This window comes from Serratia sp. K1WW1 (assembly GCF_055790865.1).
On the sequence record NZ_CM147697.1, the window covers coordinates 3,910,093 to 3,926,002 of the forward strand.

Consider the following 15,910-nt stretch of genomic DNA (forward strand, 5'->3'; position numbering starts at 1 on the left):
CTGCCAACCGATCATTTTACTGCTTCTCTGCAGGAGAAGTCATGGGGATCGTTTTTAAACACTTCTGGTTGGCAATGTCTCGTTCACGATCGCAAAACCATCCCCATTTGTTAAAATACAAGATCGCCGATTTTATGTGATAACCGAACAAATTCAAATTCTTATAAGAACCTTTTCCAAAGACATGCGTGATGGTGGCACCTGGATAAAACAGAATGTCGGTCAAAGGTAACGCACGGCGGCAAAGATCGACATCCTCCAAATACATAAAATACCGTTCATCAAACCCACCCAGTTTCTTCATCAACGCTGAGTCCATCAGCATGAAACAGCCTGACACCGATGGAACAGCAAACGATTGATTATAGTCAGCATTTTGGACCTCATAGGTGACATCCAATTTCGCTCCCAAACGAGGGAAAAAGCGGCGTAGAAATAGGTTGGCAGGCTTGGGAAGCAAACGGCAACTGTACTGTAGACGGCCATCGTCATAATAAATACGCGGGGAAACAAACTGGTGCCTTCCATCACGAGCAAAATGGTAAAGGCGCTCAAGCTCACCTTGTGCAAAACTGACGTCAGGGTTACAGATTAAGAAGTAATCACTTTTATCTAAATAGTGCTCCATAGCCAGATTATGACCATGGCCGAATCCTTTGTTTTGCTCAGCCGCTATGTAAGAGATACGCGGCTCGTTGAGCAAAGCAGCCCAAGTGGATCCTCCGTTGTCGACCAACACAATCTTTTCAACGCACGCCTCATTTAACAAGGATGACAGCGTATCTTCCAACTGAGCATGACTATGTTTGTACAATACGATTGATGCAACTATTTGAAATTTTTCTGATTCTAAAGACATGCCGTATGAAGTTCCTGGACCCATCATTCTGAGCATGGCACGCTACCATGCAGATCGGGAGGTGGTTGCACTCATCATTTGCCAACACAGGTTAAAAAATGATAACCCAATGAGTAAGATGCCTAGGGATAATCTTATCTCTTTAATCCCGCTCAGTTAAAGGGGGCGTTACTGAAGCATTAATGGGTAGTTACCCTGGCACTGACCTGTCGTTCACTTGCATTAGACAACCTTGCTTGCAATGGCTTTCATACCAAAACCTCGGTAACTGCCTCTGGGCTAATGAGTTGGAGCGCTTCTCACTCCGCAGCCTATATACTCAACCAAACATCAGTTATCTACTATAGAAATAATCTGATTTTCGTCCCAAACGGAAGCCTCAGAGGGTAGCACAATTAATCAAAACATCCGACAACAGTCGTAAGAATTGTTACATTACAACCTGTGTTGCTACGCAGAAAAAGTTATAACCAATTGATATTAATTAACTTTAAATAATCCCCACTCGATTTGAATGGGCACTTATTGGTCAGCCGATAATTCAGCACAACGTTGAGAAGCTAGAACAGAAGCAATAATAAAACCCCGCAACCACTATCACAATCCAATGAAAATAACAACAAGATAAATCCCAAATGTAAACATGCTAGTCATTCCCTTATATAGAAGAATTACTTGCACACTTCTCACAAAACAGAAAAGCCACACAGACTCACATTGCTGAAACTAACCCATTTCAACGATGGTGAGCCTGCATGGCTATGTCGCGATGGCGGCGCTTACGAATTTTGGCAATGAGCAATAACGAATTGAAGCTGTTCTTGCCACAGCGATAGCGCTACACCCTCATTCTGAATCTTTTCACAATTCAAAACGGAATACTTAGGTCTTTTTGCCGGGGTTGGATACTGCTCAGTGGTAATACCATCCACAATAGGTATCTGTGCCAAGACCCCTTGATTCAGGGCTGATGAGAAAATAATCTCAGCAAACTCATTCCAGGCGACTTCGCTGTCACCGCAGAAGTGATAAATACCGCCAGGTGCCTCTTTCTGTAGCAGTGTGATCACAGCAGAAGCAATGTCACCTGCGTAAGTGGGGCAACCACGCTGGTCAGCAACAATACCTAACCGCTCTCGCCCTTGCGCTAGCCGTAGCATGGTTTTTACAAAATTATTACCATACTCACTGAACACCCATGCGGTACGAATGATCAACGCCTCTGGCTGCACTTGGCTAACCGCAAGTTCACCATTCAGCTTAGTCTGGCCATACACGCCTAACGGATTGGTGGGAGCATCTTCGATGTACGGTGTTGTTGCTTCACCATCAAAAACGTAATCAGTTGAAATATGCACCAAGCGTGCGCCAACTTCCTTCGCCACCGTGGCAAGGTTTTTGGGCCCAATGTCATTAATCAACGCGGCAATATCATGCTCAACTTCTGCTTTATCAACCGCCGTATAGGCCGCTGCATTAACGATAAAATTTGGCTGGTATGCGACCGCTATCTTTCTTACCTGCTCCAGGTTGGTAATATCTAGCGCGTCAGAGTCGGTTGCTAAAATATCCCAACCGGCGGGGCAACGATCGCTGAAACAACGGCCTAACTGCCCTTTCGCACCGGTAAGTAAAACTTTCATTACGCCAACTCCTTCAGTAGCTTGCCAAGTTTGTCTTTTTCAGACAGCAGTGGGTTGGCAATCGGCCATTCGATCCCCACGGCAGGATCGTTCCACAGCAAGCAACCTTCCTCGGCAGGATTGTAATAATCGGTACACTTATATTCAAAATCCGCAGTGTCAGAAAGCACCACAAAACCGTGTGCCAAACCAGGCGGTATCCAAAATTGGGTTTTATTCTCTTCAGAAAGAATGACCCCTTCCCAAGTACCAAAGGTTGGTGAATCAGGGCGAATATCAACAACGACGTCAAAAACCTCCCCGCGAACAACACGAACCAGCTTTCCTTGTGGGTTTACTTTCTGAAAATGCAAGCCACGCAGTACGCCATATGAAGAGCGCGAATGGTTGTCCTGTACAAAATCCAGATCGATGTCCAACATTTCCTGATAGCGTTTCTTTTCGAACGTCTCCAGGAAAAAGCCCCGCGCATCGCCAAATACCTTGGGTTGAATAATTTTCACACCATGGATTTTGGTATCTGTGACTTGCATTCTATTTCTCCACTATCAGTTGCGATAAATATTGCCCATAAAGGGTCTTACTAAGCAATTTGGCTTCTGCTGTTACCTGCTCACGTGTCAACCACCCTTTGCGGTAGGCAATCTCTTCCAGGCAAGCAATTTTGAACCCTTGGCGATTTTCGATCGTGTGCACAAACTGGGAAGCCTCAATCAGGCTGTCGTGAGTACCGGTATCCAGCCACGCAAAACCGCGCCCAAGCAGCTCAACGTTGAGCGCCCCTTTCTCCAGATACATTTGGTTGAGCGTAGTGATCTCTAATTCACCACGGGCGGACGGCTTGACCTGCTTCGCCATCTCAACAACGTGATGATCATAGAAATAAAGCCCAGTAACGGCCCAATTGGATTTAGGCTTCGCTGGCTTTTCTTCCAGAGACAAAGCGCGGAAGTCATCATCAAATTCCACCACGCCAAAGCGTTCAGGATCCATGACCTGATAGCCAAATACGGTTGCCCCCTGGTTACGCTCAACGACAGACGTCAACTTCTTGCCAAAACTCTGGCCAAAGAAAATATTGTCCCCTAATACCAGAGCGCAACTGTCCCCATTGATGAACTCTTCACCAATCAGGAATGCCTGCGCCAAACCATCCGGGCTAGGTTGAGCGGCATAGCTCAATGAAATGCCAAAACGACTCCCATCGCCGAGTAACCGTTTGAATGACGGCAGATCCTCTGGCGTAGAAATAATCAGAATGTCGCGGATCCCCGCCAGCATCAATACCGAGAGCGGATAGTAAATCATCGGCTTATCGTAGATCGGCAAGAGCTGCTTTGAAACACCACGAGTAATAGGATAAAGACGTGTGCCTGACCCACCAGCTAAAACAATACCTTTCATTTTCACACCTTAAATTAGCGGGTTAGACCAAGACGTTCCCCGGCATATGAACCATCTTTAACTCGGCTCCACCAAGCTTGGTTAGCCAGGTACCACTCAACCGTTTTTCTAATACCGCTCTCGAAGGTTTCTTGCGGCTTCCAGCCCAAATCACGTTCAATTTTTGAGGCATCAATGGCATAGCGCATGTCGTGACCAGGGCGATCGGTAACAAAGGTGATCAGGTCTTCATACTTAGCCAGATTACCTGGCTTATTCGGCACCAATTCATCTAGCAAACGGCAGATCGTTTGCACGACTTCGATATTTTTACGCTCGTTATGGCCGCCAATGTTGTAGGTTTCACCTACTTCACCTTCACAGACCACTTTGTACAGTGCTCGTGCGTGATCTTCCACATACAGCCAATCGCGCACTTGAGTACCGTTGCCATAGATCGGCAACGCTTTACCTTCAAGAGCGTTCAGAATGGTTAGCGGGATCAGTTTTTCCGGAAAATGGTAAGGACCGTAGTTGTTAGAACAATTCGTTACGATAGTTGGCAGGCCATAAGTACGTAACCAAGCTCTGACAAGGTGATCGCTTGAGGCTTTCGAAGCTGAATAAGGGCTGCTTGGCGCATAAGGTGTGGTTTCCGTGAACAGGTCATCGGTACCATGCAGATCGCCGTACACTTCATCAGTGGAGATATGATGGAAGCGGAATGCCTTCTTGGCATCCTCACCTAACGTTTGCCAGTACTGGCGGGCCGCTTCCAACAGGGTATAGGTACCCACAATATTGGTTTCGATAAATGCGGCGGGACCATCAATGGAACGATCGACGTGGCTTTCGGCTGCCAAGTGCATAACAGCATCAGGCTGGAACTCGGCAAAGACACGGTCCAGTTCCTGACGATTACAGATATCCATCTGTGCGAACTGGTAACGTTCGCTGCTTGCTATTGGTGCTAAAGATTCGAGATTACCTGCGTATGTCAGGCTATCCAGTACCAGAATTTTGCTGTTAGTGTCTTTGATAAGATGCCGTGCCACGGCAGACCCAATGAAGCCAGCACCACCGGTAATGATAATTTTCATATAACCCTCTAAACGGCACCGCGTGAGCCTTTGCGGCCACACTAGCGTCTATGATTTAACATTAGCCAAAGGTTACTCTGCAGTAACTCTGAGGATAATGGCGGGAAAACAATCGCTTAAAAATCAATATATTACGCCATCAACAAGCTAAGGAAGCGCAGTATAATACAAGAACCCAGCATCATCCGCCATCAGAAACCACTCATATTGCGAGTAGTAACATTTTTATCCTTTATTACGCTAGGTTCGAAATCTTCAAATAATAAAATATGCAAATTGCAGGCTTTACTAGCGTTCTCAACGTCATAAGTCAGTTTTAACCTTCTTGGTAGCCAGTATGTCATTATTCTGATTTTCTCTATATCCGTCATACTTTGTTACACTATGAATTATAATGGTCTCCTGCATGAAAGAGGTCAAAAAACAGCCAAAAGATGCTATAGATACCGCAGATCAAAAAACACGCTACCGCCCTTGGCTCGACAGCTACCAACAGACTGAAATAACGTATAATTTTACGTTTTGTCCAACACCTATACTGAGTACCCAACCGTTGACTGAACGGGGGCCAACGCCTGATGGACAAGATTTTTGTAGCGTATGCTACCACCGAAGTAATCAAAACACCTGTACATTATCCACGCATTCAGGTTTATCTTATGACGTTTGCTGTTTTATTAAGCTACAACCGTAATCCAATAGCAAATGCATTTAATATCATCAGATTAAGATAACTTGAATGCTTAAATCTTATAATTAAGGTGGCATATTTATAGCTGGCTTATCATTTTTAAACGAAAAAAAGCCCAAAAAATGGGCTTTTAAAATTGGATAATCTGTTAGAACTTACCTCAGTTTTTACTACCATATCCCTGCGGATTGTTTTTCTGCCAGTTCCAAGTGTCACGCATCATTTCATCGATGCCACGGCTAACCTCCCACCGCAGCTCTTGGCGCGCCAGGTTGGCATCGGCCCAGAATGCCGGCAAATCACCAGCGCGACGCGGCAAGATCTGATAAGGGATAGCGACACCGGAGGCTTTCTCGAAAGCATGCACCATTTCCAGCACGGAGAACCCAACACCAGCCCCCAGGTTATAAGCTTTGAACCCATCGACCTTCTGCAGATGATCCATTGCCATCAAGTGCCCTTCCGCAAGATCCATCACGTGAATGTAGTCACGCACGCCGGTACCGTCTTCCGTTGGATAATCACCACCGAAAACACCCAGCTTCTCCAGCTTGCCGATAGCAACCTGCGAGATGTAAGGCAGCAGGTTATTAGGGATGCCATTGGGATCTTCGCCGATCAAGCCAGACTCATGGGCACCAACTGGGTTGAAGTAACGTAAAGCGATAATCGAAAACTGCGGCTCTGCCTTGGCGAAGTCCTGCAGGATTTGCTCAACCATCAGTTTGGATGTGCCATACGGGCTAGTCGTACCGCCAATAGGTGTGGTTTCAACATAAGGCACCGGGGAGTTAGCCCCATAGACAGTGGCCGAGGAGCTGAAGATAAACTGATGAACTCCGGCACGACGCATCTCATCCAGAAGCACCAGGGTGCCAGAGACGTTGTTCTGATAATACTCTAACGGTTTGCGTGTTGACTCCCCTACCGCTTTGAGGCCAGCAAAGTGGATCACCGCAGAGATACGGTGACCATCGAAGATGCGGTTCAGACACTCAGGATCTTGAATGTCGCCTTGATAGAAGATGGCTGCTTTGCCTGTTAGCTGCTCCACACGGTGCAGTGACTCTTCGGATGAGTTCGATAGGTTGTCTAGGACGACAACCTCTTCTCCACGTTCAAGCAGGGCCAGAACGGTGTGAGAACCGATGTAGCCGGCTCCGCCGGTGACTAGAATTGCCATTGTTACCCCTTTTGTGAGCGCCGGGCGCTAAGAATCGAAAAAATGTAACGTCCTATTCTACCCTTGAAAATCCTAACGGCTAGTAGGTTAAGTAAACTAAGGAGACAATAAAAAAAGAAACCGTGAAAAACCTTCGCTTTGCCCTTCCGTATTGAATGTAGAGAATGTAGTGGTAATGAAAGCACTGAAACAATAGACGTTCTCATTTAGAATGCATTAAGTGCTAAATTTAGAAACATGAGTTGAGTCATTGTTCCAATCGTTAAAACATACTTCTGAAAATGCAAAAAAGTGGAGGTTCAAGCCATTAAATAAAAAATACTCATATAATATAGAAAGTGGTTTTTTTACGGTGGAAGTTAAACTATGTAGACACTAAAACTCCAAAGTCAACAATGGTGCTACTTCTGCTTACATATATAACACCAGTTTTCCCTATTGAGGTTGGGCCGACTCTTTCAGTAATGGTCCCCGCGGGATATTGAAAACACCGAGGCTCAGACCAACAATGTACTGTATCAGCTTGAACCCCTCTGGTGATAAACGCTTGATTCCCAGTGTATCCGAAGGTTCCTATTTTAACGTTATAAAACTCAAACGCACACAATGAATCCAAGGCAACAGTTGCAATGCGTCCAGCATTAAAAATTGCTCTAGAACCCAAACGCCCAATAACTGTATCTAGGTTACAATTATTAAATACTGTCGGAGGATATAACTCTCCTATTGACGAGTTCTCGCTAGAGCCTAGCGGAGCCTGCAATCCTAAAACTTCATTTAACACAGTTACGTTATTGAAAGTAATCAATCCTTTGATCTTATTTTTATAATCTAATGTTTTAACGACCCCACCACTTACCATTATATTATAAGCATTATAACAAGGAGTCATCTTATTAATTTCAGCGTTTTCGACTATGATTTCAGAGCATAAAAAAAGAGTGCCCTGGATACGAGGTGAACGGAGAACTATCTTCTGCGCAGGATCAAGCACATAAAAGTCCTTAGCAACAAAACCATTGTATTCCGCTTGACGACCGAACGCACAAGAGAATACGGCCCCTCCTGCTGCAATATTATTCATCGTTGAGTAATCCATCGATAAAATAACTGATGGATTAGTCGACACACACAGCATACCATCCGGGGTCATCGAACCAGAATAAGCATCTATGACACCTTGATTTATGATCGAGTTACCAAGATTAAAAATACAGGTAATATAATTAAGGCCAGAGGGGGTAGTTTCCGTTCCATCATCTAATGAAGTAATATATGTCCGCTCGCAATGAATATTATCAATTACATTACGAATTCCTGACATTGTAATTGCTCTATTATAAGACTGTTCAACCTGTATTGATTTAATATGCGTTGTGTTATGTGTATCACCAGCTCCGAATTGTGCATATGCAAAATCAACTGAATTACCGCATAGTTCAACAGAAAGTCTATCAATAGTCGAGTCCCAAACAGCTTCTTGCCGAATTCCTGTCCCATTAAAATTACTAACGCGAATATGTCCAATATTTAACCAGTGCCCCTTTAAATACACTCCATTGAGAGGTGCACTTCGATTTAAACCATCTACTACAAGAGTTCCCATTAATACAGTACGGCTTGCTCGACCATTTAAAGCAGATGTATATGGATTTCCAATTGTAATAACCCAATCACCTCTAAAGCCAATTGGATTAACTTTAAAAATGCAAGAGTTATCTGCAATAATGCTTGCAACTTCACTCAGATCTAAAGTCCCCGAAATCCTCCAAAAACTTCCACGGAAATCTACTGTCTTATTTTTTGATGCAGCAATATATCTGCGTAATGGTTCGGTTGAATCAACCTTATTGCCCGGTTCAGCCCCAAAATGCACTGGCAGAAGCTGCTCTGTTCGCCGCTTCCATCGTGCTCCGCCAGTTGTAACGATCACACTGCCACCATCGTCGGTGCTACTTGTATCCTCTACATCATAAATAAAATGTCCGCCTCCGACTCCTCCTCCGGGGTTGTATGCAGCGACGTCAACAATTTTTATTTTTTTCGTCGGCTCTGTCGTTCTAAGAACTTCAATATTGGGACAGCGGTCTATAAAGGCTAACCCACCAAGAGCCTCCAATCCGTCATACTTAGATATATTGCCAATATAAAATACCTGAACGTTATTTTCATTATAGGCTGCTATTGAATAACTTTTCGCAGTAACAAGAACAGAAATTTGACCACGATAAACTGGCTTGCCATCGATATTAATGTCTATCGGCTGAGGAATAGGTAATAGACCATCACCTTTCTTCTGGATATATACTTGAAGTTGATTGTCGATGATTTTTGGATCAGTATTAACTCTGCCCACATAAAAACTCCCATTAACGGCAGTTTTGAAGACTTTCGTCAACGAAAGAAAATCCATAGGCATCAATACAGTGTGATCATCTACTGGATAGTTAGCAGCAGCAACCTCATTTTTTCTCCAAGTAACAGATGTAATAGCCCCAAATCCTAATATAGATAAGATACCTTTGAGCCAATTTCTACGATCCATACGCCACCTAAAAAATGTTTATTAGATAACCAATAACTCATTAATTAAATAAAATACAACTAAAGCTCAATACTGAACATAACTTTCAAAAAATATAAAAATAGCATATCAAAGTTACCGCTGCTCGTGTTCAGAACAACCTAATAACAACTTACCTGTAAATATAGGCACCACACCGTTATGTAGACTTAGAAGACAGCCTTAAAGATATATTTAAAATGGCATTAGCAATACTGACAAACAGCTTTAAGCTAAAATTGCGTACACTTAAGAGATGAGGCACAATAGTTGAACAGATAACGGATTTTTAAACCTTAACAGCCCCTATTCCCTACTGACCTTGAGCAGGTATATTTTTATCAACATCGCCCTAAGCTTCCTCTCCGATGCATCAACCATTTTTTGGTATTGTATCGGTGGAACCATATTTTATAATGTGAACAATTCCTGGCTCTCAATAGCAAATTTGAATCTCATTTCTGATAGCACTCTTTTTTGCTGCTTTGCAGCCATGGTAGCTTCCCGTTTGATCAGGCTGTAAGTCAGCAACACCCCACATACCTCCTGATACAGAAGTACCATTCAACACAAAGGAATCATTCAATAGGTTAAATTTGATATTCCTGCCCCCCAACCAAAGATAGTGATTAATTCCGCTACCATCTTTGCGGGTAACAGTCAGACGGTAATGACGTGACCACATTTTTTGCACCCAAGCAAGTTTATAACTCGCGAACCGCTCATACTCCACTCCAGTTATGGGGGGATTTATTCTGGGGTTGCGGACAGACTTACTTCAACAGCAATCAATGGTGGTTTTCACCCTATGTGACAAGGCTCAGCAAAAGGTCTAGACTGTGAAACTGTTGATCAAACAGGATTAAGAAATTATACGACTATGCTTTTCATATCGTGGGCCAGACTAATTTAGCTGGTGAGGTAAAGAACGGCGAGCGCATCTCGAAGGTCTAAATTGACCATATTGCCAGTATGATAGTACTACTGTGTTTCGCATGAGGACCAGGCGGTGACTGATAGTAGCATGAGTAGAAAGTGAGGGTAACCCTGAGTCCACAACTGACTAGGTGTTGGCCAAAATACAGACAGAAGGAAGCAAAAAAATGGTCGTAAAAATATAGTAGGCTATCAAGAAATGGTATAAGAAAACGGCTCCCTATCAAGGAAGCCGTTATGGTGGCTCAGAATAAAGTTCGGCCAACCGAACTTTAACTGAGCAGCATTGCGCACTAAGACTGTCTTTTAGAAGTTGTTTTTATAGTTACACTATGCAAGCAGTGCCAAAATTTCTGCAGTTTTCTCCTGCATTAGAGTGACATCTGAACGTGACTCAACATTAAGACGAACAACAGGCTCAGTGTTAGATGAACGCAAATTAAAACGCCAATCAGGGAATTCAATGCTAATCCCATCGGTATAATCTACCTCTCCGGCTAGATTGAGGTAATGCTGTTTAACCTTATCGATTGAGCTCGCTGGCTCAGCCAGTTTAACGTTAATCTCACCTGAGGATGGGTAAGCCGCAATGCGATCTTTAACCAACTGCCCAATGGTTTGTCCTTTCACGCAGACCAGTTCGGCAACCAATAACCATGGGATCATTCCGCTATCGCAGTAGGCAAAATCACGGAAATAGTGGTGAGCACTCATTTCACCACCATAAATGGCATCTTCTGCACGCATACGTTCTTTAATGAAAGCGTGGCCAGTCTTTGACATAATCGGTTCGCCACCCGCCTGCGTCACTACATCGACGGTATTCCAGCTCAAGCGCGGATCGTGAATAATCTTAGCACCAGGTTGTTTTTGCAAGAAAGCTTCCGCCAGCAAACCAACAATATAATATCCCTCTATAAACTCACCTTTTTCGTCAAACAGGAAGCAGCGATCAAAGTCCCCGTCAAATGCGATACCCATATCGGCACCGTATTCTCGCACTGCGTTGGCTGTATCCGCCCGACACTCAGGTAACAATGGATTAGGAATACCGTTCGGGAAAGTACCATCGGGTTGATGATGAACTTTGATGAACTCAAGCGGGACATTGTGCGCTTTCAACTGTGCTTCAATTGCATCAATCACATGACCAGCGGCTCCGTTACCGGAGTTAATAACTAACTTTAACGGCTTGAAGTTTGCTGTGTTGACGTAAGAAAGCACATGCTGGACGTAATCAGCCAATACATCCTGTTGAACATAGTGACCGCGAGCTACCAAAGGCGGCGGAAATTGGTTTGCTTCTGCCAACTCTTGGATAGCGCGCAAGCCAGTATCACCGCTGATAGGCCGAGAACCTTCACGCACCAGCTTCATGCCATTGTAATCGATCGGGTTATGGCTCGCAGTTACTTCAATACCACCATCAGCTTTAAGGTACGAAGTAGCAAAGTAAACCTCTTCCGTGCCAGTCATGCCAATATCGATGACATCAGTACCGGCATCTTGCAATCCTTTCGCCAAGGCCAGCTTCAAACTTTCGCTGGTAAGGCGCACATCGCTACCTAACACAATCGTCTGGGGTTTTAAGAACTCTCCATAAGCACGCCCAATGCGGTAAGCGATATCCTCGTTCAGTTCTTCGCCTAATTTACCGCGAACGTCATAAGCCTTAAAACACGTTAATTTTTTCATTTCAAATCCTTCAGTCAAACTCTACCATACCGGTCATGTAAGCGTTCAATATCGTCCTCTCCCAGATAGAAACCAGAACGCACCTCTATGATTTCAAGATCGATCTTCCCTGGGTTTTCCAACGTATGAACGCACCCGGCAGGAATAAAGGTGGACTGGTTTTCTGAAAGCAAAAATTCTTTATCTTCAAGATTTACTTTTGCCGTGCCACTCAGAACAACCCAATGCTCTGCACGGTGGAGATGACGCTGTAAAGATAGGCCTTGTCCTGGGTGAACAATCAGTTTTTTGACTTGGAAATGTTCACTATTATCGATATCGCAGATGGTGCCCCATGGACGGTAGGAGGAAGAGTGCTGCCGATAATGATGAAGGTTACGCTTCTTCAACTCATCAACGACTTTCTTGACGTCCTGTACCTGATCTTTAGTGGAGATCAGCAATGCATCACTGGTATTGATGACTACCAGATTGTCCAGACCAATGGTAGCAACCAATGCAGATTCAGACGAGATATAGTTATTATTGGAATTTATGGAGATAATTTGGCCAATGTTCACATTGCCCTGTGTGTCTTTTTCAGACACTTCCCATAATGATGACCAAGAGCCAACATCGCTCCAACCTGCATTGATTGGGATCACCACCGCATCGCTGGTTTTCTCCATTACTGCATAGTCGATAGAGTCGCTAGGGCAATGCCCGAACGTTTCGTGTGCCACCCGTATAAAGTTCATATCCCGCTTACTTTCGGCGACTGACTTCTGGGTATTAGAAAAAATTTCTGGGCAGAACAGCTCCAGTTCTTGCAGGAATTTGGCCGTCTTGAACATAAACATGCCACTGTTCCAGCTGTATTCGCCAGAAGCGAGATACTCTTCTGCTTTTTCAAGGCAAGGTTTTTCAAAAAAAGAATCTACTTTGAAACAACCGTCGGACAAGATACTACCGCGCTTGATATAGCCATAGCCCGTTTCTGGATGTTCAGGGATAATTCCAAACGTGACTAGGTGATTTTTAGAAGCAAATTGCAGCGCGGTTTGGATAGCTATGTGGAAGTTATCCACTTTTTTAATCAGGTGATCAGCAGCTAAGACTAACAGAATGCTATCAGGATCCCCTTCTGCCGCAAGGTGTGCAGCAAGAGCTACGGCCGGAGCCGTATTGCGACCCACTGGCTCTAGAATAATATTTGTTGCCAGTTGGTTGATCTCACGCAACTGTTCTGCGACAAGGAAACGATGATTCTCGTTGCAAATAACCAACGGTGCACCAATCTCAGCACCAACAAGCCCTGAGAGTCGCTGCAGGGTCTGCTGAAGCAGGCTAAAACCACTGTCATCAATAGACAGAAATTGTTTTGGAAATGATTCACGGGAAAGTGGCCAGAGACGACTCCCTGTACCTCCAGCCATAACGACAGGAATTATAGTTGACATTAAGTAATCCTTTTATAGTACCCTCTGCTATAGAGCGTATAACAATACAGACAAGTAAAAGATAGATAGAAAGAGAAATAAATTATCTATAGTTAACTTTCTTGCTTTTTTGTTGGCTTTTCCTTTCAAAGACAGTAAGGATATATGCAAAAAAACATAGAATCATGCAATATGCCAGTGTGTGTATTTGATTAAATCAAACTGAAAGCCCAGTAAAATATAATGCTATCAAAAAAAGGAATGCATTAGGATTGGTCCTTTTGTCAAAGAAAAATTTAAGTATTTTTACACTTGGTCTTTATCGACAACGTTTTCTTGTCGAATTTCATAAAATTAAACGAAATTGTGAATAAGTGCTGCACCTTGGAAAACCAGATGCAACCTCACATTCACACTTATAAGCAGTAAAATAGTATCAAAAACCATTTACGATCTTAATCAAATTGAGTCCCGCTGCTGTTCCTTTATATTTTTCAGAAAGATACCTTGAACCATATAAGTTAAGATGATCCTCATCTTTATAAATAGGGAAACCATCAGCATCATATGGGCTAATCTTTTGATTTAAAACAAAGAGATCCTCTAAATTAAAGTAGAAAGCGTTACGATATTTTTTAGTTATAGATTGTATCTCGTAATTTGCACGCTTATATTTTGGGGAGATATCAATTGGAGTTGAACTTACATAATGATAAAGAGGCAATGACTCTTTTTTGATATATTTATCTGCTGCATTTCCATTCCATAATGGAACTTGGGCCATAACAATGACCTTCTTTGCATGATAAGAAGCGAATTCTATCGCATCTTCAATATCTTTTAGCTTAGAAATATTATCATCCCATCGACCAGAAATAATAACAATATCATAATCGCCATGAATAAGCCGTTTTTTTACTACCTCTCTAGATTTCATACAAACTTTAGGATTATTACCGTCACCAGAGATATTTATAGATGGAAAACATCCAGCAACACTTACCGGACTAATTTTTACGTCATCATTTGAAAGTAGATCATAGAAAAAAGGTTCGTAGTAACCTGCGTGAGAATCCCCCCATAGAAGAACTTTGATTGTGCCATTTTTATTCGTTTTATGACAATCCATGTTTTTATCAGTAACTAATTCAGCATCCGCAGCTGGAGCAATACCATAACACCAACCATTTGCCAATGTCGGGAAGTCTCTTGAAGTAAGAGACTTTATATAATTTTTATTATTATCATATCTGAAACCGAATCCATTAGTTAATAGAACAATTGAGCATAATAAAATAGTAAACGTGGCAGGCCCAATAAAATATAGAACGGCACGTGAAAAATTATTATTAACCTTTATTCGACTAGTAGGCCTTTCAACAAATCTCCAGCTCAAAACAGCTAAAAGTAAAGACGCAGAAAAAATCATTACAGCTATAACATTACTTATCTCAACATCATAGTAATTAAATACCGCAATAATAGGCCAATGCCACAGATACAATGAGTAAGATATTAAACCGATAAAAACAATTGGCTTAATAGAAATTAGCTTATTTACAACACCATTCTCAGTTGACAAAATGATTAGAAGTGCACCAAGGCACGGTAATAAAGCGTTAAATCCAGGGAAAGCAGAATGTTTTGTCAATACTAGCGAAGATACAATAATCAGTAGCACACCAATTATTGAAAATACATTACATATTAATGGTTTCATTCTTGATGCACTAGGCATTAAGAAATATCCCAAACCACCTATTATCAGTTCTCCAGCTCTAGTCGGCAGAAGAAAATAGGCAGCCGAAGGGTATTTAAGAGCACCATATTGAGAAATAACAACGCAAATAATAACCAAGCTAAACATCATTGGTTTGATAAAGTTTACTTTTAAAAACCTTAATATAGATAATAGAAAAAACGGCCACAAGAAGTAGAATTGCCATTCAACGGATAGTGACCATGTATGTAACAATGGTTGCTCTTGTGAGTTAAGAGCAAAATACTCTCCAAACATATTCCAGAATAATATATTCGAGTAAAATAGCGCAGCTGAAATGGTCGTTTTAGCAAGATTGAAATAGTCACGCGGAAGAAAGAAAATAGCGCCAAAAATCAAAACTATAATAAGCATCGTGTAGAGTGCCGGAAGTATCCGCCTTGCTCGTCTTATATAGAATTCAATTATACTAAACTCATTCGTACTAATACCTTTGTAAATGATGCCCGTTATCAAAAATCCGGATATTACGAAGAAAACATCAACTCCTACAAACCCACCAGGTATCCAGTCAAATCCCAAATGATAAAAGACAACCATCAAAACAGCCAAAGCCCTCAAGCCATCAATGTCTTTCCTATAGTCCACAACACTCTCCCTCAGCGCACCTTTTGCAATTCATAGCTAAAATTATACTCTTTTAAAAATCCAAGTTACGT

General features: G+C 42.7%; 11 protein-coding genes. All 11 read right to left on the bottom strand.

Going from position 1 to position 15,910, the window contains the following annotated elements:
- Positions 1 to 16 precede the first annotated feature (16 nt).
- Positions 17 to 859 carry a glycosyltransferase gene (locus tag ACX9GU_RS17685; protein ID WP_071680799.1) on the bottom strand — a complete coding sequence of 281 codons (843 nt, stop codon included), beginning with the start codon at positions 857 to 859 and terminating at the stop codon, positions 17 to 19.
- Positions 860 to 1,638: 779 nt separating this feature from the next.
- Positions 1,639 to 2,502, bottom strand: coding sequence for a dTDP-4-dehydrorhamnose reductase (gene rfbD, locus ACX9GU_RS17690; protein WP_071680800.1), 864 nt, complete (start codon positions 2,500 to 2,502; stop codon positions 1,639 to 1,641).
- Positions 2,502 to 3,035: a dTDP-4-dehydrorhamnose 3,5-epimerase gene (gene rfbC, locus ACX9GU_RS17695; protein ID WP_071680801.1), complete on the bottom strand. Its 534-nt coding sequence runs from the start codon at positions 3,033 to 3,035 to the stop codon at positions 2,502 to 2,504. The genes rfbD and rfbC overlap by 1 nt, the downstream gene beginning before the upstream one ends.
- Before the next feature lies 1 nt (position 3,036).
- Positions 3,037 to 3,906 carry a glucose-1-phosphate thymidylyltransferase RfbA gene (gene rfbA / locus ACX9GU_RS17700; RefSeq protein WP_071680802.1) on the bottom strand — a complete coding sequence of 290 codons (870 nt, stop codon included), beginning with the start codon at positions 3,904 to 3,906 and terminating at the stop codon, positions 3,037 to 3,039.
- 14 nt (positions 3,907 to 3,920) lie between these two features.
- Complete coding sequence (gene rffG / locus ACX9GU_RS17705) at positions 3,921 to 4,985, bottom strand: dTDP-glucose 4,6-dehydratase (RefSeq protein ID WP_473192379.1); 1,065 nt, start codon at positions 4,983 to 4,985, stop codon at positions 3,921 to 3,923.
- 851 nt (positions 4,986 to 5,836) lie between these two features.
- Positions 5,837 to 6,859, bottom strand: a complete 1,023-nt coding sequence (gene galE / locus ACX9GU_RS17710) for a UDP-glucose 4-epimerase GalE (RefSeq protein ID WP_473192380.1) — start codon at positions 6,857 to 6,859, stop codon at positions 5,837 to 5,839.
- A gap of 364 nt (positions 6,860 to 7,223) precedes the next feature.
- Complete coding sequence (locus ACX9GU_RS17715) at positions 7,224 to 9,404, bottom strand: phage tailspike protein (protein ID WP_473192381.1); 2,181 nt, start codon at positions 9,402 to 9,404, stop codon at positions 7,224 to 7,226.
- Between the two features lie 454 nt (positions 9,405 to 9,858).
- On the bottom strand, positions 9,859 to 10,107 hold the full coding sequence (locus ACX9GU_RS17720; RefSeq protein WP_473192382.1) for a hypothetical protein: 249 nt from the start codon (positions 10,105 to 10,107) through the stop codon (positions 9,859 to 9,861).
- Between the two features lie 581 nt (positions 10,108 to 10,688).
- Entirely contained in the window at positions 10,689 to 12,053 is a 1,365-nt protein-coding gene (gene cpsG, locus ACX9GU_RS17725; protein WP_473192383.1) for a phosphomannomutase CpsG, read from the bottom strand.
- 14 nt (positions 12,054 to 12,067) lie between these two features.
- Positions 12,068 to 13,492, bottom strand: a complete 1,425-nt coding sequence (locus tag ACX9GU_RS17730; RefSeq protein WP_473192384.1) for a mannose-1-phosphate guanylyltransferase/mannose-6-phosphate isomerase — start codon at positions 13,490 to 13,492, stop codon at positions 12,068 to 12,070.
- A 415-nt stretch (positions 13,493 to 13,907) separates the two neighbouring features.
- Entirely contained in the window at positions 13,908 to 15,839 is a 1,932-nt protein-coding gene (locus tag ACX9GU_RS17735) for an acyltransferase family protein (RefSeq protein WP_473192385.1), read from the bottom strand.
- Positions 15,840 to 15,910: the final 71 nt, after the last annotated feature.

Bases quoted from the DNA above. Each gene is read 5' to 3' on its own strand.
- ACX9GU_RS17685 (WP_071680799.1), bottom strand. From the start codon at position 859: ATGTCTTTAGAATCAGAAAAATTTCAAATAGTTGCATCAATCGTATTG.
- rfbD (WP_071680800.1), bottom strand. From the start codon at position 2,502: ATGAAAGTTTTACTTACCGGTGCGAAAGGGCAGTTAGGCCGTTGTTTC.
- rfbC (WP_071680801.1), bottom strand. From the start codon at position 3,035: ATGCAAGTCACAGATACCAAAATCCATGGTGTGAAAATTATTCAACCC.
- rfbA (WP_071680802.1), bottom strand. From the start codon at position 3,906: ATGAAAGGTATTGTTTTAGCTGGTGGGTCAGGCACACGTCTTTATCCT.
- rffG (WP_473192379.1), bottom strand. From the start codon at position 4,985: ATGAAAATTATCATTACCGGTGGTGCTGGCTTCATTGGGTCTGCCGTG.
- galE (WP_473192380.1), bottom strand. From the start codon at position 6,859: ATGGCAATTCTAGTCACCGGCGGAGCCGGCTACATCGGTTCTCACACC.
- ACX9GU_RS17715 (WP_473192381.1), bottom strand. From the start codon at position 9,404: ATGGATCGTAGAAATTGGCTCAAAGGTATCTTATCTATATTAGGATTT.
- ACX9GU_RS17720 (WP_473192382.1), bottom strand. From the start codon at position 10,107: ATGTGGTCACGTCATTACCGTCTGACTGTTACCCGCAAAGATGGTAGC.
- cpsG (WP_473192383.1), bottom strand. From the start codon at position 12,053: ATGAAAAAATTAACGTGTTTTAAGGCTTATGACGTTCGCGGTAAATTA.
- ACX9GU_RS17730 (WP_473192384.1), bottom strand. From the start codon at position 13,492: ATGTCAACTATAATTCCTGTCGTTATGGCTGGAGGTACAGGGAGTCGT.